Consider the following 25,864-nt stretch of genomic DNA (forward strand, 5'->3'; position numbering starts at 1 on the left):
ACTGCTTCAGAATCGCCACTTCTGATTGAGCTTTCTGCGCTCAGCCCAGGTCTGATGTTTTACAACGGTGTTTGCTTCGAAGGCAGCCTCTTTTTCATCGCCGCCCATAACCTTGGCGGTGTGAATGTGCACTTCCTCAAGCGAGCGACAAGCCGTTGTTGTCGTTCATGGGCGGCACTAGGGGAAACACGGGGGCGGCGCCATGCCTTGTCCAGAGCCAATCGGCGGACGTAGGACGCGTGTGGACCAAAAAAAAACTTGTGTCGAAATGTTTGTTGTCGTAGATTTTCGTAACAGAGGTATGGAACGTCGGACTGTTAAGTACGGCACATAGGTGCCCAATGCTTCATGGTGTTGTCGACAGGCCACTGCGTGGCGGTTGCAGCTAGGATGGGCCGCTCAAAGTACAGCCAAAGCGTTGCGCTGTTTTTTTTGGCCAATTTACATACTCACCGGTCAGTCTAAAAGCATACTGGTCAGATTGTTGATAAAGCGATTGTTGCGCGGTCCAGGGCTCGGCGACAAAGGTGATGGGTCGGTTCTTACAGAGGAGAGAAGGACATGAAGATGAGGAAATCGGTGTTGGCGCTCGCAGCGCTGGCGTTCTTTTCGGTCAACGCTTGGTCGGTGAGTGACGCTGACATTGCAAAGCTCGGGCAAGAGCTCACTGCTACCGGTGCGGAGAAGGCCGGTAGTAAGGACGGTCAGATCCCAGCGTTTGAGGGGCAGTCCAAGCCAGTTGGAAATTGGACCTTCGGAAAACCCCGAGGGGACTATTGGAAGCATAAGGACGAAAAGCCGCTTTTCGTGATTGATGCGTCCAACGTCGACAAATACGCTGCCAAGTTGACACCTGGCCAGATTCAGCTGCTGAAGCAGGTGCCGGGTTACACGATGCCGGTCTATCCGACTCACCGCGAGTGTGGTGTACCCGACTTCGTCGCACAAAATACGAAGGCCGGCGCATTGAAGTCTGCAATCGCGAGCGACGGTTGGTCTTTGGATGAGGCTGTGTTGCCAAGCATCCCGTTCCCGGTACCGCAAAACGGTATCCAAGCAATGTGGAATTTCTTGGTTCACTATCAGGGCGCCGGTACCGCCTACCCGAATATCCTCACTTACCTTTCCCCGCGTACAGGGTCTACCCAATCTATCGAGTACCACTCGGAAGCTCTGGGATATTATCCTTGGGGCAGCAAAGGACAGCACAGTCCGAAAGAGGCGGGCCGGCTTACGTTCGGAAACTACTATGTCTATGCTAGCCCGGCGGCACTTGCTGGGCAGGGGACAATCCAGCGCACCTACTTCGGTAAGGACGTCGATACGTTCTATTACTTCACGGGTCAGCGACGTGTTCGGCGCCTTCCCGCTTACTCGTACGACGCTCCAATGATTGGATATGAGAACGAGTACACGATCGATTCAACCGCGATTCTCACCGGCAATCCGGATCGGTTTGATTGGAAGCTGGTAGGGAAGAAGGAGATTTACATCCCCTACAACGTCTACGCTATGCAAAACATGAACGCCAAGACGAGTGACGTTGCCGGACCTCATTTCGTAAATCCAGAATTCCGCCGATATGAACTGCACCGGGTTTGGGAAGTGGTTGGAACGGTCAAGAGCGGCATGCGGCACTCCACTCCTAAAAAGGTTATTTACCTAGACGAGGATAGTTGGATCGCAGCCGTGGGTGATGACTACGATGCGCAAGGGAAGATCTGGAAAGCAAAAGAGAACGATATCACTCCTCAGTGGGAACTCGGCGCTTGCAATTATAATGGGTTTGTTCAAAACGATCTGATTAATGGGCGGTATATCATCGACTTGACGGTTATTGGATCTGGAAAAGACTTTAAGAATATCCAGGATCCAAAGGACGATCGACGCCTTACAGACAGCTTCTTTACCGGGGAAAGCCTGCAGGCAATTAGCGCACAGTGAGTCGGTAAGCTATCTCCCCCTTTTTTGAAGAGCGATAAAGTTTTTCAAAAAAAGGGGGCAAGATAAACCGCCGCGTGCGGGCGGACTTGATATGCGAGTCAGCGTTTATCGATTTAATAATAGAAATGCGGATGAGGAGAGCGTAATGGAGAGGAAGTTATTGAGCTTGTTGGTGCCGGCTGTACTTTCTATTCTGGCTAGCGGGCAGGCGGAGGCATACTCATTTGAAACTGGAATGGGTGATTTGCAGGGTCAATGGAATACAAACGCGACCGGCGGGGTTTCGGTAAGGACGAAGAATCCAAGTTGTTCTCTGACTGGCGATCCAAACACTGGAAATTGCGGGGCTGCAGCGAATACGGCTCAATGGGCAAACGGCGACGACGGTGATCTTAATTACCGTAAGTTTCAGCCCACCAGTGCCTACATGAGTCTTACGTCGGAGCTGCTGCTGACGATGCCGTCTGAAGGATACAAGTTCATGGCACGCGGCACGGGGATGTATGACTTCGCGGCGGCGCACACGAACCGAACGCAGCTATCCCCAGATTCGTACGATCAGTTGGTACGCAACGCACAAATTTTGGACCTTTGGGCGCAGAAGGACTTTCACATCAGCGACCAGAGTGCGCATGTCCGTATCGGTAACCAAGTCATCAACTGGGGCGAAAGCTACTTCGCGTCCGGCGGCATCAATGCTACCAACGGGCTAGACATTCAGAAGCTGCTCGTCCCCGGCACTCAACTCAAGCAAGCACTGTTGCCCGCGCCAATGGTCAGCTTTGCAACGGGCCTTCCCGCAGGATTTTCAACAGAAGCCTACTACCAATGGAAGTGGGTCGGGAATCGGTATCCTCCGGTGGGAGGGTTCTGGTCCGCCTCGGATGTTTTCGGGCGTGGAGCTCAGCCAGCCTCAGTCAGCGGTAGCAATTTCAACGTGGGTGCGATTGACGCCGGCACGATCGGCGGTGGTAATCACGTTAGCAACGGCACCCTTAACGCGATCAACACCAATCTAGTCAATGGTGCATATGCGGACCTTCCCACCAATCCGGTCGGGGTCCCGTTCTTAAACACCTTGCCAAGAAGCCGCCCCCAGTACGGCGTGAAGCTTGGATATCGTCCGAGCTTCGTTGATGCGACGTTCGCGTTTTACTACGAGAACTATACGGATAAGACACCAGTTCTCACCAATCTGGCAAATGGCTCGGCGGAGTTTTCGTATTTGCAGAATCGCCAGCTCTTTGGTGTAAGTACAAACTTCTCGATCGGTGACTGGGCAATCGGTAGCGAGCTGTCGTATCGCCCACGTGATGCAGTTGCACTATCAGGTTGCTATGGTGTCGGTGGTCCCGCTGATGCCAACACAAACGGCGTAGCAGGAACGTGCAAAGCGTACACGGAGAAGAAGAAGTTTCAGTTCGATATCAACGGGCAGTTGAATCTGACGAAATCCACCTATCCGATCCTGAAGTACCTGGGCGCGGATATGGCCGTTCTTACGACTGAGTTCACCGCAATTCATTATCCAGGTGTAAGCCCTGATTCGAAATTTTACAGTTCCGTCAATGGAACGCCGACTTACCAAATTCCAGCTGCTGGGTATGGTTCGTGGCTGACCAACAATTCGAATCTAGGCTATCCAATTGCGACCGGTCAGGGAACAGCGCTTTCCACGGGGATGACGCTTGACTTTAACTGGACGTACGATGGTACGGTGATTCCGGGTTGGCAGGTGACGCCTGGTGTGACGTTCTCGGCCGCGCTGACTGGGTACACGCCGACTTTGTCCGCAAATTACGAGCGCGGAGCTAAATCCGTCAACCTGTATGTTCTGTTCAACCAAAATCCGTCTGTTTGGCAGGCTGGCATGAACTACACGATGTTCTTCGGCGGTAACGCACTTTCTCAGCCTTACTCGGATCGAAATTTTATTGGGCTGTTTGTCACCAGGAACTGGTGAGTAGTTTGAGGCTGATGGCGAGCCCTCAATTAGAGGGCTCCGCCTTAGGAGAACATACGTGTTGAACCGACGAATTAAACGTATTGAGGATTGGCTCTTCCGTAGTCGCGGGCCGGTCTTGTTGGTATTTTTGCTTTTTACTGCCTTTATGGCATTCTTTGCTGCACAGTTGAGAATGGATGCTGGCTTTGAGAAGCAAATTCCAGTTGGCCACGAATACGTGGAGACACTCAACAAATATCGCGCAAATCTTTTCTCAGCGAACCGGTTGACGGTAGTCCTGCGGGCGCGTCACGGTACGATTTGGACGAAGGATGCACTTTCGAGGCTCGCCGCTCTGACTCAGGCGGTGGTGTACTTGCCCAACGTGGACCGTCTTGGCGTGCAATCCCTGTGGACGCCAAATAGCTTCGTGAATGAAATCACGGAAGAGGGATTTCGCTCACAGCCATTGATTCCAGGAACAATCGTACCGGAGAGTTTAACGGAACAAACTATTTCAAAGATTCAGCAGTCAACAGTTGAGGGTGGGTTTGTTGGCTCGTTAGTGTCTCGAGACGGGCAAGCGGCTATGATTACTGCCGAGCTTAGTGAGCTCGGTGCAGATGGTAAGAAGTTGGATTACATTGCGTTCAACCATCTTCTTGATACGTCGATTCGGAAGGCTTTCGAGAACGATGACTATGAGGTTCAGATCATCGGCTTTGCGAAGCAGATTGGTGATATCGCCGATGGGGCGAAGTCAGTCCTAGTGTTTTGTGCTATTGCTCTGCTGCTGACTGCCTTTGCCGTTTATTGGTACTGTCATTCAATTCGCTTTACTATTCTGCCCATTGTTTGTTCGCTGACTTCGTTGGTATGGCAGTTTGGGTCGCTGAGGTTGTTAGGTTTCGGGCTTGATCCCTTGGGGGTCCTTGTCCCATTCCTGGTATTTGCGATTGGTGTCTCACATGGTGTTCAGCAGATCAACTACATCACTAGAGAACTCGCGCATGGGAAAACGTCCATGCAAGCGGCACGCATCAGCTTCACCGGCTTGCTTATCCCTGGAACGTTAGCGCTTGTGACCGCGTTTGTGTCATTCGTCACGTTGCTATTGATCCCGATCCCGATGATTCGGGAACTGGCTATTACTGCCTCTCTTGGTGTTGGTTACAAGATTCTGACGAACCTCGTGATGCTGCCTCTTGCGGCATCGTACTTCCATTTCGATCAGAAATACGCTGATTCGATGATGAAGAAGCGCGAGCAGCGTTCTAATTGGCTAAGGGTGCTTTCCCGCGTCGCTGAGCCTCGTAACGCAGTTTTTGTCTTGCTAATCCTTGTGACCGTCTTTTCCGCGGCGGTTTGGGAGAGCCGAGATCGCGTGATCGGAACGCTTCAACCGGGAGCCCCGGAACTTAGGTCCGAGTCTCGGTTCAATCGCGATGCTGTTTCGATCGCGAGCAATTTTGACATGGGTCTTGACTGGCTATCCGTGGTTGTCGAAGCGCCACCTAATTCGTGCGAAACCCCCGGTGTGGGGCAGTTCGACGATAAGTTGATCTATGCATTGCAGAGCGTGCCTGGCGTCGTGTCTATCGCCTCTTATCCGGGAATGCTTCGCTCATATAGTCAGGGGTACAACGAAGGCAATCCGAAGATGAATGTTGTGCCGATCGACTCTGGAAACTATGCAGGCCTTAGTGTTGAAATTGGGCGGGTGCGCGGTTACGTGAACCAGGATTGCAGCATGACCGCCGTGCACCTTTATCTTTCCGATCACAAAGCAACGACCATCAGTCGAGTGATCGACGCGGTCAAGCAGTTCCGTGATGGTCATCCGACCCCCGGCGTCCGCGTGCGCCTTGCCGCGGGCAACGCTGGAGTACTTGCTGCGATCGACGATGAGGTTGCCAAGAGCGAGTTTCCGATGATGCTCTATGTGTATGCTGCGATCATTTTTCTCGTTTTTGTTGTGTATCGGGATCTGCGAGCGGTTGTGGCGTGTTGTCTTCCTCTCACGGTGGGGACATTCATTGGCTATTGGTTCATGAAGGAGTTCGAGATTGGTTTGACCGTCGCGACTCTCCCGGTGATGGTCTTGGCGGTAGGTATTGGCGTTGATTACGCTTTCTATATTTACAACCGTCTCCAATCTCATCTATCAGAAGGCGAGAACATCGTCGACGCGCTTGAGCACTCGATCCTGGAAGTTGGGATGGCGACAATTTTCACTGCAATCACGCTTGCAATTGGCGTAGCAACGTGGAGTTTCTCTAGCCTTAAGTTTCAGGCGGATATGGGGAAGCTGTTGGCTTTCATGTTTATTGTGAACCTTGTCATGGCGATGACCGCGTTGCCGGCTCTAGCGGTCGTTCTCGAGAAGGTCTTTCCTCGTCGCAAGCCGGTTCGTGCACCTAGCATCGCCGGTCATTAATGGGAGACGTGAAATGACCACTCGCGCGAAAGCTAATAGGTTCGTCACGGCGTTTTTCCTTCTTCTTGGTAGTGGCTTCGCACTTGCATCTGCAGGTGATGCGCGGCCAGTTTCAGGGACGGCAGCAGTCAGAATTCGTGCTGCCGAACCAAGCCCGTCCTTGGATGCGACCCAGATTCTTGCATCTACCACCGCAGGGCAGCGAATTGTTGCAGTTGGTGATCACGGGGTTGTGATGCTGTCGGATGACAGTGGGCTATCGTTTCGGCAGGCTTCCTCCGTACCCGCTGACACTACGCTGACGTCTGTCTCCTTTGTAGACCGCGACCACGGTTGGGCAGTAGGACACGGAGGCGTAATCATTCAAACGTCCGACGGTGGCGAGCACTGGACTCTGCAACGGAAGGACGTGTCAGTTGATCAACCTCTTTTGGGGGTGTATTTCAAGGATCGCCAGAATGGGTGGGCTGTCGGGCTCTGGTCACTAATGTTGGAAACGAAAGATGGAGGCATGAATTGGTTACCTGTAAAGCCTCCGATCCCCCCCGGTGCCAAGAAGGCTGATCGGAATTTCTTTTCGATCTTTGGCGACGGTAGGGATGGCATCTACATCTCTTGTGAACAGGGCCTAGTGCTGCGTTCCACAGACGGCGGTGCAGTGTGGTCGTATGTTGAGACTGGTTATCAGGGTTCGTTGTGGGCAGGACTCGCGTTACCGGATGGCACGTTGCTGGTCGGTGGGCTACGGGGGAATATTTACCGAAGCGACGATCATGGTGTTACTTGGACACATTCGGCAACGGACTTCACAACCTCGGTCACCGGATTTTCTGTCGACCACAAAGGTGCTGTTTTCGCTTCTGCAGTTGATGGCGTCGTGTTTGAGAGTGGCGATGATGGACGAACATTCCAAGGGCATCAAAGATCTGGTCGAGAGTCGCTCACTGCAGTGACGGCAACCTCTAGCGGAAAGGTCGTCTTGTTCTCGCAGTCGGGTCCTATTAAGTAGTCTAGGAACGCCTCAATCTGAGAAAAGATCTACGCGAGCATGTCTCGCGTAGATTTCTTTGTGGTCCCATGATTCCTCCGAGTAGGATGTGCGTACCAGGCTTAACGAACGAGGTATAAAGGGGCTCTTTGTCGGGCGTTGATGGATGGGTTCAGTTTCAAACATCCTCGCATCAGCCCCGATTGGGGCAACAGCGCTTATCGTTTTGACCTCGGTATGGTCATTATCCTAAGTGCGGCTGGTAGGGCCAGGTGGCGTCGCAGCCGTCGAACTCGACTACGAATCTGGCTGGCAAGATGCAGTTTAGTTGGGCCGCCTCGGCGGGGAAGTTGGTGTTCGCGTGGAGTTCCGCGGCCACAAGAGCATCGCCGTCAAATCATCGGCTGCACTCGTCGCTGGACTCGGTCGAGCAAAGACCACGTTCCGGCAGCGAAACCGCTAGTGTCAGTTTGACCTGGACCAGATGTCAACGAGGCACGTGGAACAGTTGGGGTCAAAAGCAGCCAAGCTGGGAGAAGCGAGCTTTCGCGCGAGTGGGCCTGGATCCGCTCCATGATGGCCACCTGGTCGTGTTGGGCGATCGGTGCGGCCTTCACTTCGCCGTTGCGTTTGACGATGCTAAACACCTCACCTTGCCTGCCGCTCCCCAACCCTGTTGCCGTGCCGAGCGCTGCCAAACGTGGTTTCGTCGCATTCCAGAGTGCCAGAGACCGCGCTTGCATGAACGCGCCGGCGTGATGACAACGACGAGCCTAGGCTTCGGGGAGGGGGGAGTGTGTTCGGCGATGCCGAGATGGCCATGGTGCTGCTCGACCACCTCACACATCACTGAAACCGTTAACGAGTCGTAGCGCTTCAAGACCGGCGTGGCGAAAGCTAGACCATCCCGTCGGAAAGGCTCAAAAGAGGCGGAAAACGAAGATCTATCCACACCGAAGTAACGCTTCACGTCGTTCGGTGTGGGGCAAATTTGGCGCGCCAACAGAAGGGTTCGTCTGTGACCTAATAACCACTGATCCAAGAGCCCGTGCACGGACAGACGAGATGTTGTTGACCAATGGAGCAGGGAGCTCTGGGGGGGGAGGGAAACCGTGTCTGGCAACGCGCTAGATGATCTTTACCGCCTGCGAGTGATTATTTCCGTCGTGAAAGAGAACGAAATGTATGAAATAACTGTCAGAACTAGCCATTTCAATAAATATCGTTTGAATGAGAGGTACCCGAAATGGCTGGCACCTACGTAGGTGCCAGCATTCTCATCGCCTATGCCTTAAAGGCTCATGATGGCGTCTCGAACCTTTGCGTAAGGGTCTGAGACCACTTTCGATTTCGCGTCAAAAACCATTGTGGATCGCGTAGTGGAATCGTATGCGGGCCACGCCAAGGTCGGCGTGGAAGGATTGCCGCTTCTCGCGAAGTTTGTCCACGCATCGAACATGCGACGCCCGACAGCGAGTCGATCGTTGTTTGGGTCCGCCGACACGCGTAGGGCATCAGAATCCTTACCATCCCAAGCCGTGTCGTAATGTTGTACGTTGAAAACGAAAGGCAACTCAACACCATGCAGGGCCCATTTCCCACGGAAACATGGCGTCTTCCAAGCACACTCATACATATGAACTGGTGCGCCCTTGCCGGCAAGAAGCAACTCAGACTGAGTCATCGCACCTTTCAAGAAGCCGATGTCAGTTGAAATTCGGACAAGTAGCTCTGGGTCGGAAAGTTTGGGCATTCGCCGCCGGTACTCTTTTACCAACGGGAGAACCTGATCGGTGCTAACGTTGTAAAGTAAGTTAGATTTTGCGGCCATCTCCGCCATGGCTGCGTCGTCTTTTATTGGGTTGAACGCATCAAATCCCATGAACGCTATAGTTTCATCAGAATCAATACCCATCAAAATTGGGACCTCGCGCGCAAAGGCTGGAGCGCTGCCACGCCAGATCATCTCAGGCATGGATTTCCCGTCAGCTACAGGACCAAAAAGGATATATGGGCTGTAGTTTGTCTTCATTGCGAAGGCGACTTTGTCAAAGCATTTAAGGAGCGCCTGCGTGGGAACGGCCTGAAGTGCTTTGATATCGCCTCGTTTCAACTGAAGCTCGTCGAACACGGCATCAGTCGTAATTGAGGCCTCGTCTGCCTCGCGAACCTTCAGAACAGAGCCGCTCTGGATAATGGCCTTATGGAACAGACCGCGGGCCTTCGGCATACCGAAAAGCGTACTGATCTTGCCGCCACCACCCGACTGGCCGAATACGGTTACGTTAGACGGATCCCCCCCGAATTGCGAGATATTGTCTCGAACCCACTCAAGTGCTTGGATGATATCCAAATGGCCTGCGTTTCCGGAGGACGCGAATCGAGCATCATGCTGTGCACCCAGATAGGTGTAGCCGAAAATATTGAGCCGATGGTTGATACCTACGGTGACGACATTTCCAGTCTTGGCGATACTCCCGCAATTGTATACGTGCGAATAGCTCGATCCGAAGGTGTACCCGCCTCCATGCAACCATACCATCACAGGTAAGCGTGAAGACGCTGTTGCCTTCTCTGGACTGAATACGTTGAGCATCAGGCAATCTTCGGTCGCGGGACTTGGATCAAGCCACGGAGCAAAGTCAGGGTTGTTCTGCGCGCACTGGTTTCCCAATGCGAGTGCATCTCGCACTCCGGCCCATGGCTTCACTGGCTGAGGCGGCATGAACCGGTTCATGCCGCCGGTGTCGGCGCCGTACCTAATCCCAAGAAAGGACGATAGTCCGTCATTTACGCGGCCACGCAATTTTCCGTGCCGTGTCTCGACGGTCTTGAACGAGGCATTTGCACGTGCGAGCCCCCCCGGCAACGAAATCAGAGACGCCGTTGCGCCAGCCATGCCGAGACGAAGCACGTCTCGCCGAGTAAAGCCGTCACGCTGATCGTAACTGTCGGACCTGTGTTTGGTGTCTACGTCGATGCCCACAACTGTGCTCCTTGTCTTCGAGGGTAACCTGCTGGCCAGATCCGTCTGGTTGCCTTCATCTCCCTTCCTTTTCCGTTGGTTTAACGTACTAATTGGTCAGAAAACGATAACTTGATGGTCTATAAAAAATACCAAAAAGTCAAGATCGTCCATGAGACTGTCCGGGAGCCCGCGACGACTGGGCTAACGAGATATTTCAGTCGCCGGCATGGCGGGCGCGCCGTCACCAACATACTGCTTTCAGTGCGTGCAGCTCGTGGACTGACGCCGCAACCGCAGGGCTCCATGTTCGACACGGTCAACCAGACCTTAGCGTCAAACCGATTGGTTCTTCGCGGGATGGCAGGGCGAATGTCGAAGGAGGACGCTCGAAGCTATCGGGCCGAAATGTTGGTGCACGTAGCTCTTAGCATCCGGCGGGCGCCACCAATATGCGAACAGTGCCCGTGGGGAATAGCTTTCAACTTCCGCGCGAGGAGCGGTTTGGCGCAGAGGATTACTGCCCCTTTGAGCGGGCCAGCGAAAGCAAGCCGCCCGCATGAGGGAGCTAGCGCACGTCGAAGGTGGAGCGCTCCCAGATATGCGGAACCACGCTGTCGGGAAACACTGCCGCTTATCGGCTGGTGGAAGGAGCAGCATGAAGTCCCGACAAAATCACCCATGTCGCCGGGAGCGTAGCTGGTTGATCGACGACACAAGAGCGCGATCCCGAGTACTTGCAATTGGCTGCTATGCGCATGTCACGGGATAGTCCTGTATTTGCTGCAACCTGCGCCACGCTGTCCTATCAGCTACCAAAACCAGATCACTCAGGGGTGCTTGCATTCAATGCTACGCAGCGGATGATCTTGTTCGCGCCATGGTGATGACAGGAAGTGTCGTACCTGATCGGACTTTACTTCGGCCAATGTGGCGGGCCTCCAACTAGGTCGATGGTCCCTGTCCAGCAAAAGAGCACGGACGCCTTCCGCGAAATCGCCCTCGTCGACGCACCGCACGACGACATCTAGCTCGCGACGAAAGCATTCCCCGAGCGTGGCCTCCCTTCCTCTGAGAACGGATTCTTTCGCCACGCTCACCATGAGTGGCGAGTTCTTCGTGAGCGCATCTCGCGTGTTAATCAGCCAGTCCTTACGGGCAGGGTCGTCTTCTACTTCGGCACTTTCTGCTAGCGATTGGACAATATCGACGACCGACTTGGACGGGCGGAAGTGTGCATTAATCGCCGGAAGGAGGGTTCCGAGAGCGCAGTCCTCGTGGGGCTGATTGTTCGGACTAAAGACAGTGCGCAACGAGTGAAGCAGGACATCCGGGAAAGCGGGATCGAGCAGGAATCGAGGCATTGCGACCAGACGTTCTTCGAAAGTGCTCAGCCACTCCGACGACACGCATACATCCGCCAAGCCTGAAAACACTGCGTCCGGCCCGTTCAGTGCCACGCCTGTCAATGCGAGATAGAGAGCTACTTGTACTGGCATACGTGCAAGAAAGTAGCTCGCCCCTACGTCCGGAACAAGCCCAATTCGAGTCTCCGGCATCGCGAGCTTGGAACGCTCCGTCACTACGCGCAGCCATGCGCCCTGAGACAGTCCCATCCCTCCGCCCATCGTGATGCCATCTAACAAAGCGATCACAGGCTTGGGAAACTTGTGGACTGCAAAATCGAGCTGATACTCATCTGCAAAGAATTGCACCCAACTCCGATCTTTATTGGTGGCTTTGTCATAAAGGCTACGCACGTCTCCGCCTGCGCAGAACGCCTTCTCTCCTGCGCCGTGCAGTACCACCGCGACGATCTCGCCGTCATCACGGCATCGCCGTAGTATGGCCCCCAAGACCAGAATCATGTCATGTGAGAGGGCGTTGAGAGCCTTCGGCCGGCACAGCGTGATAATTGCGACCCGGTTGACGACCCGAAACGATACCGACGAACTCGTGTCGAGAACGCCTAGGGTAACTTCACTATTGACTTCGATACTCACGACGACTTTCCTTGTTACAGCGTGGACCAGACAGGGGTACTCTTATTGAGAAGCGCATTCACGCCCTCTGTCTGGTGAGGTCCATCCAACAAATCGACGAATCGCTTGCGTTCAACTGCAAGTACCACGGAACGAGGAACGACTTTCTCCCCGAAATGGGTCAGTTTCTTGTTGGAATTGACCGCTCGCGGATTGAGTGCAACTACCCGTCTCATTCATAACTGACGGGTCCGCTTGGGTGCCGCGTTCCTGTTGTTCCCGCAGCGTTCGCTCGAATTAATAAAAACTCCTGATCTAACTTCCGGTGTTAGAACCCAAACATGACTAGATCAAGCCCGGGAGGACACACGAGTGTCCGCCATCTACGGGCAAACAGACGCCCGTTATAAAGCGGGCTTCGTCGGAGGATAGAAACACTGCGGCACTAGCAATGTCCCACGGTGAACCAGGCTTTTTCATCGGCACTGCGCGGCTGCGCGCCGCTACCATCTCTTCGATCGACGAGTATTGAGCCGAAATCTGTTGATAGACGAGCGGAGTATCGATAACCCCCGGCATGATTGCATTGGCACGAATGCCCCTGTCGGCATACTGTAGGGCGATAGCGACAGTGGCTTGGTTAACTGCTGCTTTGGAGGCGTAATAGGCGAAATATGAATACCCACTCCACCGGATTGCAGCTAGGGACGACACGTTGACAATGGCGCCACTGCTCTGCGCTAGGAAGTGAGGCAGCACTGCTCGCACCGTACGGTGAACTGAACCCACATTGATGTCCATGGTGCGTTGGAATTCCGCGTCATCCAACTCAAGAGGCCCCCCTGGAGACGCAATGCCAACGTTGTTGTGCAAGATGTCCAAGCGGCCGAAGCGTTCGACCGCGGCCAGTACGGCACGATTGACTTCTTCTGTCCGCGTTACATCGGCAACTACACCGATCGATTCGTAACCTTCATCGCGGATTACCTGAGCGGCTTCCTCTGCTGCCTCTGCAACCCGGTCGACACAGATTACAGCTGCGCCTTCTCGGGCATAGGCGACAGCTGTTGCCTTACCGTTGCTCCACTCATTGGGCGGTCCTCCCGCGCCAAACACAATGGCCACCTTATTTTTGAGACGGTCAACCACATTTAACTCCTTTTGCAACACCAATGGGGTGAGGATTTTTTCCGGTTCGCCTGATCGAGACCATGTCATTCATTACCTCGGCCATCGCTCCAGTGATGTCAACGGCGGGCTACGCTTCAAGCATTCCTGCGATTACGAATCCACCGTCAACTGCAAGTGTCTGGCCGGTAACATACGCAGCATCATCGGTTGCGAAGAATGCAATCGCTGCGGCGACTTCCTCGGGCAAGCCATACCGCTTCATCGGAACCTGACGGAGATAAGCCTCGCGTGCCGAAGCGGAATGATTGCGCGCAAGTGCCGTCTCGATCGGGCCGGGTGCGACAGCATTCGCAGTAATGCCATAGACTGCGAGTTCAACTGCCATCTGGCGCGTCAGTCCGATCAGTGCTGCCTTGGAAGTCCCGTAGCCCGCACGCCCTGCCCCGGCGCGGATCCCGCTAGTCGAGGCAATATTGATAATCCGACCCCAGCCACGTTGCTTCATCCGCTGTACTGCATGTTGCGTCAGTGCAAGTGGCCCCGTTACGTTAATCTCGAAAGTGCGACGCCATGCGTCTAGCGGGAGCTCTTCGAAAGGAGTCAGGCTGGCAATGCCCGCGTTGTTCACAAGCACGTCGCAACGCCCTAATGTGTCGTCGAGCCTCGCAAAGAAGTCAGTGATTGCATCAAAGTTGCCTACATCAAGCGCCATGCCTGTGGCAGCGTTCCCCTGTTCAGCAATCCCGGCGGCAACTGCTTGTGCCGCATCGACGCTCAAATCGGTAACGACGACGTGCACCCCCGCTCGAGCAAGACGGGTCGCAACCGCACTGCCGATGCCGCCCGCGGCACCGGTGACTACTGCAACGCGCGCGTCAGTCGGAACATTCACTTCCATATAGCGTGTATCTCCTAGATACTAGAATTGAGCTTACGTTGCCGCGGCAGGAGAGGGCAGCTTTCCTCAACGCTACGTCGGCGACACAGTAAGAACGATAGAATTTCTGACACCGCAGTCACTGCCGCGAAAGCGGCAGGCCGCGCTGCACGTGGAGTTTCGTTTGGGCGACTGTTGATCGCTATGCCCTCGCAAACTCGATGGGTTCAACCAATAGCTCGAACGTCACAAGCACCGGATTTGCCGCCCGGCGAAGGCGTCCTTCACTCAGGCCACCCAGATGGTCAACAAGGCCGACGTCGATGTTGGCGACCAAGTCCCCTTTCTCTGTCTTGGTGACAAGCCCGTCGCGAACGAATACCTCAGTCACGAAGGGAAGAACTTCGCGGCCATCGTCGAATGTCGCGCCGATGAGGCTACCGACACCGCCATGCACCCGAGCACGAACAATTCCGCGAGCTCCGCATTCATCTTCAATAGTGGTACAGAAGTCTTCGTTCGGACGTATAGACATCGCGAACGGGCCGCTTTTGGGGAGCGGGGATGGGGACGACGCTACCGGCTCGAATAGAGAGAATCCTGTTTCCGGGCTGGGGACGACTTCGAACGATGCGCCATCTAGGAACCATATGGAGGCATCGATTGGCTCAGAGATCACTGCATCGTTTGGCAACACGTGTCCACCGAGGCGCTGGCCGCTCTCGTTATACCAAGTGCCATGACAGTGAAGCCATGGCGAAGAATCACGTTGACCTACCGTGACGGAGGCATATTCCAGTCGGACGGTCCCCTCTGGCTGGTAGCGCTCGCTGAAGTACACCGCATGTTCAGGTGTCGGGGAAAGGGCTGGCATACAGTACGCAAAGGGATCAAAGCTTCCCCCGCGCAATCTGGCAACGGCGCTTTTTACATGGTTGGCGTCAAGGAGCGCAGCCAGCGTAGGAAGCAATGCGTTACCCGGCGGTAGCTTCACCTGAGCATGTCGGATATCGCAATCCGCGGTGCAGCGCCGCTGAACAGCAACCATTCCCGGATGCTCAATGTGGCGCATCGACCTTCTCCTTCAGGATCTCGATTTCAACCGAGACGCCACGCCGTGCGAGCTCGTCTTTCACTAGCCGCTTCGGCACTTTGCCGTACCCTGATTTTGGAAGCTCATCCCAGAAGTACACGCGCTTCGGAATCTTGTAGCGTGCAATACGGGTGGACATCCATTCGAGGAGCTGCGTTTCAGTTAAAATCGCCCCAGGCCGAAGTACACACACTGCCACGCCCACTTCACCCCACTGCGAATCCGGTAGGCCCAAGACTGCGACTTCTGTCACATCGCCGTGCGTGAGGATCTTTTCTTCCAACTCGCGCGGGTAAATGTTCGACCCGCCGGAGATGTACATATCGGAGTGTCGCCCGGTGAGATACAGGTATCCGTCACGGTCCATGTAGCCTAAATCGCCGGTGCGGAACCAGCCGTTGCGAAATGCCTTTGCGTTGGCTGCTGGATCGTCGTAATAGCCCACGAAGACCGCAGGGCCAATCGCGCAGATCTCTCCCGTCTCCCCGCAGGGAAGTTCATTCCCTTCATCATCCTGAACTGATACTTGAATGCCTGTACGCTCGTAGCCACAAGTGCCAGCGCGACCTGCAGCGCCTTGCTTATGATTCTGCGGGGGCAGAACGCTGATGTTGCCTGTCACTTCCCCTAAGCCGTAGTACTGAACAAGAACGGGGCCAAGTTTTTCGAGCGCGAGGTTCTTGTCGACCTCATACATTGGCGCTCCAGCGTATACGACATAACGCAGACTCGAGTGGTCGTGTAAATCGACGCTTGGGTGTTCCACCAGCATCTTCAAGATGGTGGGTACGGTGAACATGTTGGTCAGGCGATGGCGCTCGATGAGCTTAAACGCTTGTTCCGCAGAGAACTTCTCCGAGGGTAGCAGGACAGTTTTTGCGCCTCGCGAGGCCATGATCAATTGATGCACGCCCGCACCGTGTGAAAGCGGTGCGACTACGAGCGAGCCGTCGCTGCAGTCAGTCCCCGGCATCAAGTCGGCCAAATGGTTATTGACAACGAAAGCCATCTGGCCGTGAGTGAGTACCGCGGCTTTGGGTTTGCCCGTCGTGCCGGAAGTAAAAAGGAACCAGCAGGGGGTGTCCCGGTCCACAGCGGCGTTAGGTACGGTACAACCGAGCCTCGCAGCTATGAGATCAGAGGCCCGAGGGCCGTCATCATGCGGCTCGGAACCCGTCAACCAGATCACCTGTGTGTCCGGTCGTGCGGCGCAGACGGCGGCAGCATACTCGGGGAAGTCACTTTGGCACAAAAATATCTGGCTTTTCGATTTGTCCGCGATATAGACAACCTCGTCCGGCATGAGCCGGAAATTTGTGGGAACCCACGTGGCACCGAGCCTGAATGTCGCGAACATCGACTCGAACATCTCGTTGCTATTCTTCGAGTGAACGAGAACCGTGCTTCCTGCGCCCACGCCTCGCTCGGCGAGGGCAGCCGCGAAGGCGCTCACACGTGCATCGAACTCTGCCCAAGTCCAAGATTTCTCACCCCAAACAAACGCGACATGGTCGGCTAATCTGCGCGCATTGTGTGTCGACCAATAGGCGAGGTTCATGACGCGGGTGGATGTTGGTGATTGAAAAACGGCGTTCATCGCGCACGCTCCAGAATCGATACATAATTGGCTACAGCGGCACCGCCCATGTTGAACACTCCGGCGAGATTCGCGTTGCTCAACTGCATGTCACCCGCTTCCCCGACAAGTTGCATCGCGGCCATCACGTGTTGGGAGACCCCGGTCGCCCCCAGCGGGTGTCCGCGTGCCTTGAGGCCCCCGGAGACGTTGACTGGAAGCTGACCATCCTTTCTGGTTACGCCCTCCCTGATGGCTCGCCATCCTTGTCCCGCAGGCGTCAACCCCATTGCCTCGTATTCGATCATTTCAGCGGTCGTGAAACAGTCGTGCGTCTCGACTAGGCTAAGGTCACTTAGTGTTGCGCCCGCCATCTTTAAGGCCTTCAGCCATGCACGTCGTGCCCCTTCGAATGCTGTCGGGTCGCGCCGTGATAGAGGCATGAAGTCGTTCACTTGCGTACGCGCGCGGAAGCGGATCGCCCTGCGCAACGTTGCCGCCGTCTCTTCGTCAGCGAGCACAACTGCGGCAGCACCGTCCGAGACCATCGAGCAGTCGGTGCGACGGAGTGGACCCGCAACTAGTGGATTGCGGTCCGACACCTCATTGCAGAAATCGAATCCGAGATCCTTGCGCACGTGAGCGTAAGGGTTGGCAAGCGCGTTGGCGTGATTCTTTGCCGCGATCATTGCCAGTTCTTCGCTGTGGTCCCCATACTTTTCAAAGTACGCCTGCGTGATCTGACCGAAGATTCCGGCAAAGCCATCGACGTTCTCCTCTTCCTTGCGGTAGCAACCGCTAAGTAGGATTCTTGGAATCTCCCGCGAGGGCACAGCGGTCATTTTTTCTGCGCCGATGACCAACGCAATCCGCCCGCGGCCGCTCTCGATGAAGTCTGCGGCGCTGTAAATCGCAGCCGTTCCAGTTGCGCATGCATTCTCGACGTGCAGCGCTGGCGCGAAACGCAGGTCTGGATTCCCCAGAGAGACAAGTCCTCCTTCGAATCCCTGTGGCGTTAGCCCATTGTTGAAGACGCCAACCGTAATGACGTCAACGTCCGAAGCTGAAATCTGGGCGTGGTCCAGTGCGGCAGTAGATACTCGGGCGATCAGCGACTCGACGTCGGGGTCGTCGAGCTTGCCGAATTCGGTATGCGCCCAGCCGACAATGACGGCACGTTTAGACATAGGTTTTATCTCCTGATGGGTGTGTTAGAGGTCGAGCACTTTTGGATAAAAAATTGCGCTCGACGCTAGGCTTGGTTGAAGCCAGTGACGGGATGTCCGAAACGCTGCATGCGTTTCTCAAGCCGATCCTTCTCTTCGCGAAGCATCACCGCAAGCTGCTGAATATGGGCGTCGGTGAAGCGGCTTTCCACGCCCGCGATCGTGACGGCAACTGACATTCCGCTGCTTGGATCCTGTGTCGCGACGGCAATCGCGTAGGAACCTTTCACGACAAGTCCGGGATTTATCGCGTAGCCGCGCGTACGCGTTTCCAGTACTTGTCGCTTGAGGAACTCGGGCGAAAGGGTGGGGTAGTTCACAGCGAACCGTTCGGCGTTGAAAGCCAGCGCCTGATCGACCTCAGCATCGGACATGGCGGAAAGCAGTGCCAAGCCTCCTGCTCCGACCCCGATGGGGTGACGATTTCCTGGTTGCAATACGTGCGAGCGCAGTGGGTACGTGCCTTCTTCCCTTGCGAGGCAGACAGTCTCGTATCCGTGCCGGACGCTAAGCAGGGCCGCATCCCCACTGTGCGCGGCTAGGCTGGTGAGGCTTTCCGCTGCCAAGCGATGGATACCGAAACGCTCAGACGCGAGGAGCCCCAAGGCATAGGTTTCTGGCCCTGCGTAGTATCGGCGGTCCTCGTCGCGCTGCTCCACTAGCCTGTTATCGATCAGAGCAAGCAGCAGCCGTCGGGTAGTTGGCTTGGTCAGTCCTGTTTTCTTCACAAGATCCGAGAGGCCAATGCCGCCCAATCGGGAGCCCGCTACAAGTTGTAGCACTCGCACGGCGCGATCCAAGGTCTGACTCGATGCGACGCAAGCGACGCGCCCATCGTCTTTGCGAACGGCCGGCATTGTTTGTCTCCGATTGGTCCAATATATGGACCTTCAATATGGTGAAAACCTTAGTTTCTGCGTGCTAGTTTAGGTGCTTTAATGGGTTCTGAGAACTAGGATAGATACCTGGTCCGTATATTGGACCAGTAAATAAACAAGAGGTCCGCGTAGCAGACCTCCATAACTGGAGACAAAGATGGATCGACGTCACTTTGTGAAGGGGTTGTCAATGGGCGCCCTCGCATCTGCAACCTTGCCGATCGCCCGCATTGCTCAAGCGGCGGAGTTCACCTTCAAGATTGCACACAGCACCCCTACAACCCACCCGCTACACATCCGCCTGATCGAAGCGGCTGCGAAGATCAAAGCTGACACGAAAGGCCGTTTTGACCTTCAGGTTTTTCCCTCCGACCAGCTCGGGGCGCAGCCCGATGTACTTGGTCAGGTTCGGTCTGGCGCCACAGATTTTTTCGCTCTGTCGGGCGTTGTTCTATCGACGCTAGTCCCTGCAGCAGCTATTAGCGGGATCGGTTTCGCATTCAAGGATTACGAGACTGTCTGGAAAGCGATGGATGGCAATCTTGGTGCCTTCATTCGCTCCGAGATTGATAAGACAGGTTCACTGTTTGCGTTCGAGAAGATTTGGGACAACGGTTATCGACAGATCACCAGCTCAAATCGTCCTGTTTCGATGCCGTCAGACCTCGCTGGAATGAAGATCCGTGTTCCTCCTTCCGCAATGTGGGTGTCTCTCTTTAAGGCACTCGGATCTTCTCCGACGACAATTAGTGCAAATGAGCTTTACTCGTCGCTGCAAACGAAGGTGGTCGATGCACAGGAGAATCCCCTCGCGGTCGTGCTGAGCTTTAGGCTTTACGAGGTTCAAAAATACTGTGCTCTCACAAACCATATGTGGGATGGATTTTGGATTCTTGCGAACCGAAAAAATTTCGACACTTTGCCGCCGGAAGTGCAAAGCGTAGTCAGGAAGCATCTCAATGATGCAGCTGTCGCGGAGCGGAAAGACCTGGCTAAGCTCAATGTATCGTCGCAAGAGCAATTGATTGCTAAGGGAATGCATTTCACTACCCCGAAGACAGCGGACTTCAAAGAGAAGCTTCGCGCCGCTGGTTACTATGCTCAATGGAAGAACAAGTTTCCGGCCGCTGGATGGGCCCAGCTGGAATCGGTTGTCGGTCAGCTATAAGGAGGCACGTCATGAGTTCTTCCGTCTCGAGACATCTAGTCAGCTCAGCGAGCACCACTCCCGCGATCGATCGTCTGCTTGCTTCCGTTGTCGCATGGATCAGCGCACTCCTGATGAGCGCCGTAATTCTGTTGCTATTTGCAGGAGTGGCTGCCCGATACGTCTTTCACGCGCCACTCGTTTGGTCTGACGAGTTGTGTTCCACGTTCTTTCTCTGGTTGGCAATGCTGGGCAGTGCATTAGCGGCGCGCCGGCTTTCTCATATGCGCATGACGGCAATAGTGAACAGATTGGATGCTCGATGGGCACCGTTCTGCTCGGCTCTTGCAATCTCTGCCGGCCTCGCTTTCCTTTTACTTGTGCTGATGGCGGCATACCACTACGCGAGCGAGGAAGTGTTAATCACAACACCTGCGCTAGAAATCTCCGGGGCCTGGCGCGCGGCTGCTTTGCCAGTGGGGATTGCACTGATGATTGTGTTCAGTGTCTTCCGGCTGATTGAGGTCGCAACCGATCGGCGGAGTTACGCTGCAGTCGCGGTAGTAGCAGCGCTGGTGGCTGCGTTCTGGGTAGCAAGCCCGCTACTCGCTGGTGCGGGCCAGCTCAACCTGTTGATTTTCTTTGTCGGCGTGGTGGGTGCATGCGTCTTCGCTGGTGTTCCCATCGCCTTCTCGTTCGCGCTCGCGACTTTAGGTTTCCTGGCATTGACCACTCGCGTGCCGGTAACCGCGCTAATTGGCCGAATGGATGAAGGGATGTCCCACTTGATGTTGTTGGCTGTGCCGACCTTCGTCTTTCTGGGCTTGCTATTGGAGATGACAGGAATGGCCCGAGCCATGGTGCAGTTCCTTGCGGGGCTGTTGGGGCATGTTCGCGGCGGGCTGTCCTATGTTTTGGTTGGCGCTATGTACCTCGTTTCGGGGATTTCGGGCTCAAAAGCAGCGGACATGGCAGCGATTGCGCCTGCATTGTTCCCAGAAATGTCCAAAAGGGGGGCGAAGCCGGGCGAACTTGTAGCGCTTCTCTCCGCAACAGGTGCGCAGACGGAGACGGTTCCTCCCTCCATTGTTCTTGTCACTATCGGATCAGTGATGGGCGTATCGATAGCCGCCCTTTTTGCAGGCGGATTGCTACCGGCCTTTGTGCTCGGTGTTGGTCTCTGCATTGTGGTAGGCATTCGTTCTAGAAGCGACGACCGCTCGAATGTTGAACGCTTGCCGTGGCGTGAGGTTATGAAGCTCTTCCTCATTGCTCTCCCGGCGCTTGCACTGCCGTTTGTGATCCGTGCTGCGGTAGTCGAGGGCATTGCAACCGCGACAGAGGTATCCACACTCGGGATTGCATATTCCGTCATTGCAGGGGTGCTCGTGTATCGGCAGTTCGATGTCGGCCGCATTCGCCAAATGCTCGTTGACACCGTCGTCTTGTCGGGTGCCATCCTCTTCATCATCGGTGCGGCATCGGCCATGGCCTGGGCTCTAACCCAGTCCGGGTTCTCCCGAGATTTGGCAGCCACCATGCAGTCTCTGCCGGGCGGCAGCAACGGCTTTCTGCTGGTATCGATCGTTGCTTTCATCATCTTGGGCAGCGTACTCGAAGGTATTCCCGCAATCGTGCTGTTTGGCCCGCTCGTCTTTCCGATCGCACGCGTTATGGGAATCAATGAGGTGCACTACTCTATGGTAGTGGTCCTATCCATGGGTCTTGGGCTGTTTGCGCCGCCATTCGGAGTTGGCTACTACACAGCGTGCGCTATCGGCAATGTCGACCCCGAAGAAGGAATGCGTCCTATCTGGGGGTACATGCTCTCACTGTTGATCGGGCTTACCGTTGTGGCAGCTGTCCCGTGGCTGTCCACTGTTTTCATCAAAGCTTCATAAGCGCTGTAGTGGGTGAATAGGGGAATTGCTCGACTGCTCACCCAAGCTATGAATTGATGATGATTGGCTCAACAGTGTCGGTATGGCTACGGACATCATAGTGCCGACAGCTTGTCGAGCTGGTACTGCGATAAAGATGCCGGTAGCGGCGAGGTCACCAAGCGCCTCATCCCATTGACGCTGCATTTGCTCGTGCAACTATCGACCGTAGTGGTGTGGCATTGAGCGGCTTGGGGGGGGAAGCGTTTCTGCGCGTGCAGGCATTGGTCGGGACATATTGAAAGTGAAATGCCTGCCAACGAAGAAGCCCTCAAGGAATGGCCTATAGGGCGGCTAATCTGAATCTCGCTCCCTTAAGCTCTTCGTTGCTTTGATGACGAAGAGCTTATGGCCGACCCGCTATCGGTCATTGCTCCAATCGCGACTACCGGCGTTTGAGCCGGACGATCGCTCTCAATCACGAATCTGAAGTCCAGGCGGCAGCCTCTGGCGCGCTTCGGCATCGGCTCGTATCGACAGAAGACTGGTAGGAAAATTTTTACCAACCGGACGAGGACACTCGTCCACAACGAGAAGAAGAAGGAGGAGGCGCTTATGGAACTTAAGTATATTGCCGCTGCGTCCGTGCTCGCGTTCGCTGGAAGCGCTTACGCGCAGAGCAGCGTGACGATTTACGGTCTCGTCGACCTCAACGTGGAGTATGCCAGTCACGTTGGGGCAATCCCCTCGGCTGCAAACGGTTTTAATCCAGGACCAAGTAATCGCATCGTCCGGATGGGCACTGGCGGCCTCGCTGGCTCGCGTTGGGGTCTGCGGGGTGCCGAAGATTTAGGCGGGGGCCTTAAGGCAGTTTTCGTTCTCGAAAGCGGTTTTGCTGCAGACACGGGGCTGAGCCAACAAGGTGGCCGACTCTTTGGTCGCCAGGCATTCGTCGGGCTCCAGAACGATAGCTATGGTCAGTTGACCTTTGGTCGTAACTACACATCCATCTTCGATGCACTGGCCAACTTCAGCCCGCTGTCTTACGCGACCCTCTACGCGCCTACGGTGTTGTTGAACGGTGGGAATTATCGCGAGGACAACAGCGTTAAGTACACGGCAAAATTTGGTCCTCTGACCACGTGGGCACACTGGTCCTTCGGTGTGGGGACAACCGTGCCACAAGCTTCTAGCAGTGCCCTGACCTATGGCGGCAATGGTGAAGTGCCGGGGCAAGGTCGACGCGACAGCGCTTATGGTGCTGCCGCAATGTATTCAACAGGCCCGCTGGCCGCGACGATCGCGTACGACCAATGGAACCCCTCAATTGGTGTTTCTAGCGGTACTGCCAAGAAGCTCGGCGTCGCTGCGAGCTATACCTTTGGTCAAACGAAGATCATGGGTGGCTATCGATGGGCACAGAGCAAGAGTCCCGCCGAGGTTGTGATGGTTCGCGATGATCTTTATTGGATTGGTGCTAACTATCAGGCAACTCCGGCTTTAGGGCTGTCGCTCGAGTACTCGTATGACAAATTGAAAAACCTTTTTGGCAATACGAGTGCCCCTAATCCGTGGCAGATTGCATTCATCTCAACGTACTCCTTCTCCAAGCGTACGGATATCTACTTGACTGCTGCATACGCGAAGAACGCCGGCCTAACTCTCGACTCTGCTGCAACTGGGTATCTGAGTAGTCTTGGCGTTGCGGCAAGTTACGCGCTGCCAAGTGGTGCGAGCTCGATGCTAGGCGTTGCAGTGGGCATGCGCCAGAAGTTCTAACTTCTTTGAAAGCGGCATGGCGTACGCACTGGTAACGCCATGCACAGTAGACGATTGAAGCTCAATGGTGGTGGCATGCCTTGGTCTCCGATTTGGCCACCACCATTTTTTTCCTGGACTCCGTGTTCTTTATATACGAGTACAACGGTTGAGGGATCTGCTGTTCCACAACAGCAGCAGCAATGCCTGGCTGTGCGCACTGCTTGGGACGTACGCTTTTCGCAAGCGCATCTCCGTCTAGGTGGGGTGGCGCACGCACGGCCTGTTGCTGGAGCGCAGGCCGACGCCACTGCGCCCACAGCGTCGGCACGAAGGCAAGGTCGCTGTAGCCAAGAGCAACCAGCGCTGTGCTCGGACGGGTTCGAGTTCCGCTGCGACGACGGCGAGCCGCTGCGCGTGACGTTCGCCTTGGATTGTTGCGACCGCGTGGCGATGAGCTGGGTGGCGACCACCGGTGGCGACAGTGGCGACGTCGTGCGTGACGTGATGCTGGCGGCCGTCGAGCAGCGCTTCGGCAATGTTCCGAAAGCACCGGAGCAACTCGAATGGCTGACGGACAACCGCTCAGGCTGCATTGCAGGGAAGACCCGCGAGTTCGCTACGGACATTGGCCTGAAGCCATTGACGACGCCGGTTTGCAGCCCGCAGAGCAACGGCATGGCAGAGAGCTTCGTGAAGGCAATGAAGCGTGACTACGTGGCCTTCGTGCCAAAACCCGATGCGTCGACGGCTGCGCGCAACCTCGCCATCGCGTTCGAGCATTACAACGAGCAACATCCCATAGCGCTCTGAAAGATCCCTCGCCACGCGAGTTCAGGCGCTAGACGGAATCACCAACTCAAGTGTGAGGCGGTGTCCGGAGATGCGGGGGGGGGGCAAATCCACCCCTCGACTGTTTATTCAGACATAGCTTTTCCATTTGTGCGCACGGTGTCGTACATCGCTACCCCTATACACGGTTAATCGTGGCGGCGATGCGATCAGCTGTACGAACGCTCACTAGGCCAAGGCATTGGCTCACCTCTTCAATGGCAATGCCGGCTAACAGCATCCGACGGCACACGGTATTGCGGAGGATACGCGGGCTCATATCGGCCGCCTCAAACTCTATCGCCTGCAGCGCAGATTTGACGATGCGTCCGACGCTCGCAGCGTTGATCGGTTCGCCTGATGTATGAAGGGTCAGCAGAACTGGTCCCTCGGTGCCTTTCTCCGCGCGGCGCAGCAGCCAGGCATCTAGTGCCGGGCGCGCGAACTGGGCGACGAGAACTGTTCGCGCGCCGCGTGCACCCTTCGGTTTCACACTGAGGAAGGGCTGCACACTATGCAATTGAAGGTCGCCAACCTCTGCGGCAATGCCTTCCGAGAGCGTGATACCGGTGCCGAGGTAGAGAGCGACCACAGCGCGCGAGCGAATCTCTCGCAGACCATCTGCTGACCCAGGCTGTGTATAGGCCTGAAGGAGGGCGTCCTTGTCTTGGGGGAGGAATAGCGGCTGGTCCTCCTCAGGCCAATGGCACAGGCGCAACTGCTCAGCCGCGGGATTAAATGCGCGCACGTCAACGTTCACAAGCTGTCGACCGACGCGATCCAACAGTTTTAGATACCGCATCTTGGTCGCATCCGATCGAGCGCCAACAGCCTCGCAAAAAGCTACTACGTGCTCGTCCTCGTAGTTGGCCAGGTCCCGATTGGCCTCGCTGAGATAGCGCAGAAACTTCTCAAACATTGCCTGGTGCTGGGTGCGTGATCGGGCCGAGAAGTGCCGTCCGTCGACCCCTTCGGCCTCGCGTTCCTGCCAATCAGCGTAGGCGGCGCGCGGATTGTCGAGCCAGAGCTGGTCCATAGGGGGCAGCAAAAGTGGTTGCTATATACTGAAGTATTTTACCCAAACATAAAACCTGCTATCAACGTCGGGGGCGACCTATCGTGCGGCGCAACATGGGGTGTCTCAAAAAACGGTAAAAACATACGCTAAGAGTAGCAAAGCGTTACTTATTTCAGCATTGAGTCCCT

At 55.4% G+C, this 25,864-nt stretch carries 16 protein-coding genes and 2 pseudogenes; 9 read left to right on the forward strand and 9 right to left on the reverse strand.

Annotated elements, in window-relative coordinates; genetic code table 11:
* Positions 1-561: 561 nt before the first annotated feature.
* The 5 genes and pseudogenes from NG900_RS00780 (at position 562) to NG900_RS00800 (ending at position 7,891) form a co-directional block, all read left to right on the forward strand.
* The gene (locus NG900_RS00780; RefSeq protein WP_252675732.1) at positions 562-1,944 is read left to right on the forward strand and encodes a DUF1329 domain-containing protein; all 1,383 of its coding nucleotides are present in this window, start codon (positions 562-564) and stop codon (positions 1,942-1,944) included.
* A gap of 145 nt (positions 1,945-2,089) precedes the next feature.
* The gene (locus NG900_RS00785; RefSeq protein WP_252675734.1) at positions 2,090-3,907 is read left to right on the forward strand and encodes a DUF1302 domain-containing protein; all 1,818 of its coding nucleotides are present in this window, start codon (positions 2,090-2,092) and stop codon (positions 3,905-3,907) included.
* 58 nt (positions 3,908-3,965) lie between these two features.
* Positions 3,966-6,326 (forward strand): efflux RND transporter permease subunit, encoded by a 2,361-nt coding sequence (locus NG900_RS00790; protein ID WP_252675737.1) that lies wholly within the window; start codon positions 3,966-3,968, stop codon positions 6,324-6,326.
* Positions 6,327-6,339: 13 nt separating this feature from the next.
* The gene (locus tag NG900_RS00795) at positions 6,340-7,335 is read left to right on the forward strand and encodes a WD40/YVTN/BNR-like repeat-containing protein (protein ID WP_252675739.1); all 996 of its coding nucleotides are present in this window, start codon (positions 6,340-6,342) and stop codon (positions 7,333-7,335) included.
* A 232-nt stretch (positions 7,336-7,567) separates the two neighbouring features.
* Positions 7,568-7,891 (forward strand): annotated as a pseudogene (locus NG900_RS00800) (PHA-granule associated protein 4).
* A 714-nt stretch (positions 7,892-8,605) separates the two neighbouring features.
* Here NG900_RS00800 and NG900_RS00805 read toward each other — a convergent pair.
* The 8 genes from NG900_RS00805 to NG900_RS00840 all read right to left on the reverse strand — a co-directional run bounded on the left by NG900_RS00805 (position 8,606) and on the right by NG900_RS00840 (position 19,021).
* On the reverse strand, positions 8,606-10,300 hold the full coding sequence (locus tag NG900_RS00805) for a carboxylesterase/lipase family protein (RefSeq protein ID WP_252675741.1): 1,695 nt from the start codon (positions 10,298-10,300) through the stop codon (positions 8,606-8,608).
* 809 nt (positions 10,301-11,109) lie between these two features.
* On the reverse strand, positions 11,110-12,276 hold the full coding sequence (locus NG900_RS00810; RefSeq protein WP_252676878.1) for an enoyl-CoA hydratase/isomerase family protein: 1,167 nt from the start codon (positions 12,274-12,276) through the stop codon (positions 11,110-11,112).
* A 330-nt stretch (positions 12,277-12,606) separates the two neighbouring features.
* The gene (locus NG900_RS00815; protein ID WP_252675743.1) at positions 12,607-13,479 is read right to left on the reverse strand and encodes an SDR family NAD(P)-dependent oxidoreductase; all 873 of its coding nucleotides are present in this window, start codon (positions 13,477-13,479) and stop codon (positions 12,607-12,609) included.
* A gap of 40 nt (positions 13,480-13,519) precedes the next feature.
* On the reverse strand, positions 13,520-14,290 hold the full coding sequence (locus NG900_RS00820) for an SDR family NAD(P)-dependent oxidoreductase (protein ID WP_252675746.1): 771 nt from the start codon (positions 14,288-14,290) through the stop codon (positions 13,520-13,522).
* A 181-nt stretch (positions 14,291-14,471) separates the two neighbouring features.
* Complete coding sequence (locus NG900_RS00825) at positions 14,472-15,341, reverse strand: PPC domain-containing DNA-binding protein (RefSeq protein WP_252675748.1); 870 nt, start codon at positions 15,339-15,341, stop codon at positions 14,472-14,474.
* Positions 15,328-16,959, reverse strand: coding sequence for an acyl-CoA synthetase (locus NG900_RS00830; protein WP_252675751.1), 1,632 nt, complete (start codon positions 16,957-16,959; stop codon positions 15,328-15,330). Before NG900_RS00830 ends, NG900_RS00825 begins: the two co-directional genes overlap by 14 nt.
* Positions 16,956-18,125 carry an acetyl-CoA acetyltransferase gene (locus NG900_RS00835; protein WP_252675753.1) on the reverse strand — a complete coding sequence of 390 codons (1,170 nt, stop codon included), beginning with the start codon at positions 18,123-18,125 and terminating at the stop codon, positions 16,956-16,958. The genes NG900_RS00830 and NG900_RS00835 overlap by 4 nt, the downstream gene beginning before the upstream one ends.
* 65 nt (positions 18,126-18,190) lie before the next feature.
* Entirely contained in the window at positions 18,191-19,021 is an 831-nt protein-coding gene (locus NG900_RS00840; protein WP_252675754.1) for an IclR family transcriptional regulator, read from the reverse strand.
* A gap of 178 nt (positions 19,022-19,199) precedes the next feature.
* Between NG900_RS00840 and NG900_RS00845 the strand changes: the two genes are divergently transcribed.
* From NG900_RS00845 to NG900_RS00860, 4 genes and pseudogenes are all read left to right on the forward strand, one after another.
* Positions 19,200-20,210 carry a TRAP transporter substrate-binding protein gene (locus tag NG900_RS00845; RefSeq protein WP_252675755.1) on the forward strand — a complete coding sequence of 337 codons (1,011 nt, stop codon included), beginning with the start codon at positions 19,200-19,202 and terminating at the stop codon, positions 20,208-20,210.
* An 11-nt stretch (positions 20,211-20,221) separates the two neighbouring features.
* Complete coding sequence (locus NG900_RS00850; RefSeq protein WP_252675756.1) at positions 20,222-22,090, forward strand: TRAP transporter large permease; 1,869 nt, start codon at positions 20,222-20,224, stop codon at positions 22,088-22,090.
* A 594-nt stretch (positions 22,091-22,684) separates the two neighbouring features.
* A complete protein-coding gene (locus NG900_RS00855) occupies positions 22,685-23,848 on the forward strand; it encodes a porin (RefSeq protein ID WP_252675757.1) in 1,164 nt (387 codons plus the stop codon).
* A gap of 250 nt (positions 23,849-24,098) precedes the next feature.
* A pseudogene (locus tag NG900_RS00860) lies at positions 24,099-24,672 on the forward strand (integrase core domain-containing protein); the annotation flags it as partial.
* Positions 24,673-24,797: 125 nt separating this feature from the next.
* On the opposite strand, the gene NG900_RS00865 reads toward NG900_RS00860, so the two are convergent.
* Positions 24,798-25,694, reverse strand: a complete 897-nt coding sequence (locus tag NG900_RS00865) for a tyrosine-type recombinase/integrase (RefSeq protein WP_252675758.1) — start codon at positions 25,692-25,694, stop codon at positions 24,798-24,800.
* Positions 25,695-25,864: the final 170 nt, after the last annotated feature.

Origin of the sequence: Ralstonia soli, from assembly GCF_023955655.1 — a bacterium.
GTDB lineage: Bacteria > Pseudomonadota > Gammaproteobacteria > Burkholderiales > Burkholderiaceae > Ralstonia > Ralstonia soli.

Excerpts from the sequence above, each read along its gene's own strand:
- NG900_RS00845 (WP_252675755.1), top strand. The coding sequence starts at position 19,200 with ATGGATCGACGTCACTTTGTGAAGGGGTTGTCAATGGGCGCCCTCGCA.
- NG900_RS00855 (WP_252675757.1), top strand. The coding sequence starts at position 22,685 with ATGGAACTTAAGTATATTGCCGCTGCGTCCGTGCTCGCGTTCGCTGGA.
- NG900_RS00795 (WP_252675739.1), top strand. The coding sequence starts at position 6,340 with ATGACCACTCGCGCGAAAGCTAATAGGTTCGTCACGGCGTTTTTCCTT.
- NG900_RS00850 (WP_252675756.1), top strand. The coding sequence starts at position 20,222 with ATGAGTTCTTCCGTCTCGAGACATCTAGTCAGCTCAGCGAGCACCACT.
- NG900_RS00825 (WP_252675748.1), bottom strand. The coding sequence starts at position 15,341 with ATGCGCCACATTGAGCATCCGGGAATGGTTGCTGTTCAGCGGCGCTGC.
- NG900_RS00840 (WP_252675754.1), bottom strand. The coding sequence starts at position 19,021 with ATGCCGGCCGTTCGCAAAGACGATGGGCGCGTCGCTTGCGTCGCATCG.
- NG900_RS00820 (WP_252675746.1), bottom strand. The coding sequence starts at position 14,290 with ATGGAAGTGAATGTTCCGACTGACGCGCGCGTTGCAGTAGTCACCGGT.
- NG900_RS00865 (WP_252675758.1), bottom strand. The coding sequence starts at position 25,694 with ATGGACCAGCTCTGGCTCGACAATCCGCGCGCCGCCTACGCTGATTGG.
- NG900_RS00815 (WP_252675743.1), bottom strand. The coding sequence starts at position 13,479 with ATGACATGGTCTCGATCAGGCGAACCGGAAAAAATCCTCACCCCATTG.
- NG900_RS00785 (WP_252675734.1), top strand. The coding sequence starts at position 2,090 with ATGGAGAGGAAGTTATTGAGCTTGTTGGTGCCGGCTGTACTTTCTATT.
- NG900_RS00835 (WP_252675753.1), bottom strand. The coding sequence starts at position 18,125 with ATGTCTAAACGTGCCGTCATTGTCGGCTGGGCGCATACCGAATTCGGC.
- NG900_RS00830 (WP_252675751.1), bottom strand. The coding sequence starts at position 16,959 with ATGAACGCCGTTTTTCAATCACCAACATCCACCCGCGTCATGAACCTC.
- NG900_RS00780 (WP_252675732.1), top strand. The coding sequence starts at position 562 with ATGAAGATGAGGAAATCGGTGTTGGCGCTCGCAGCGCTGGCGTTCTTT.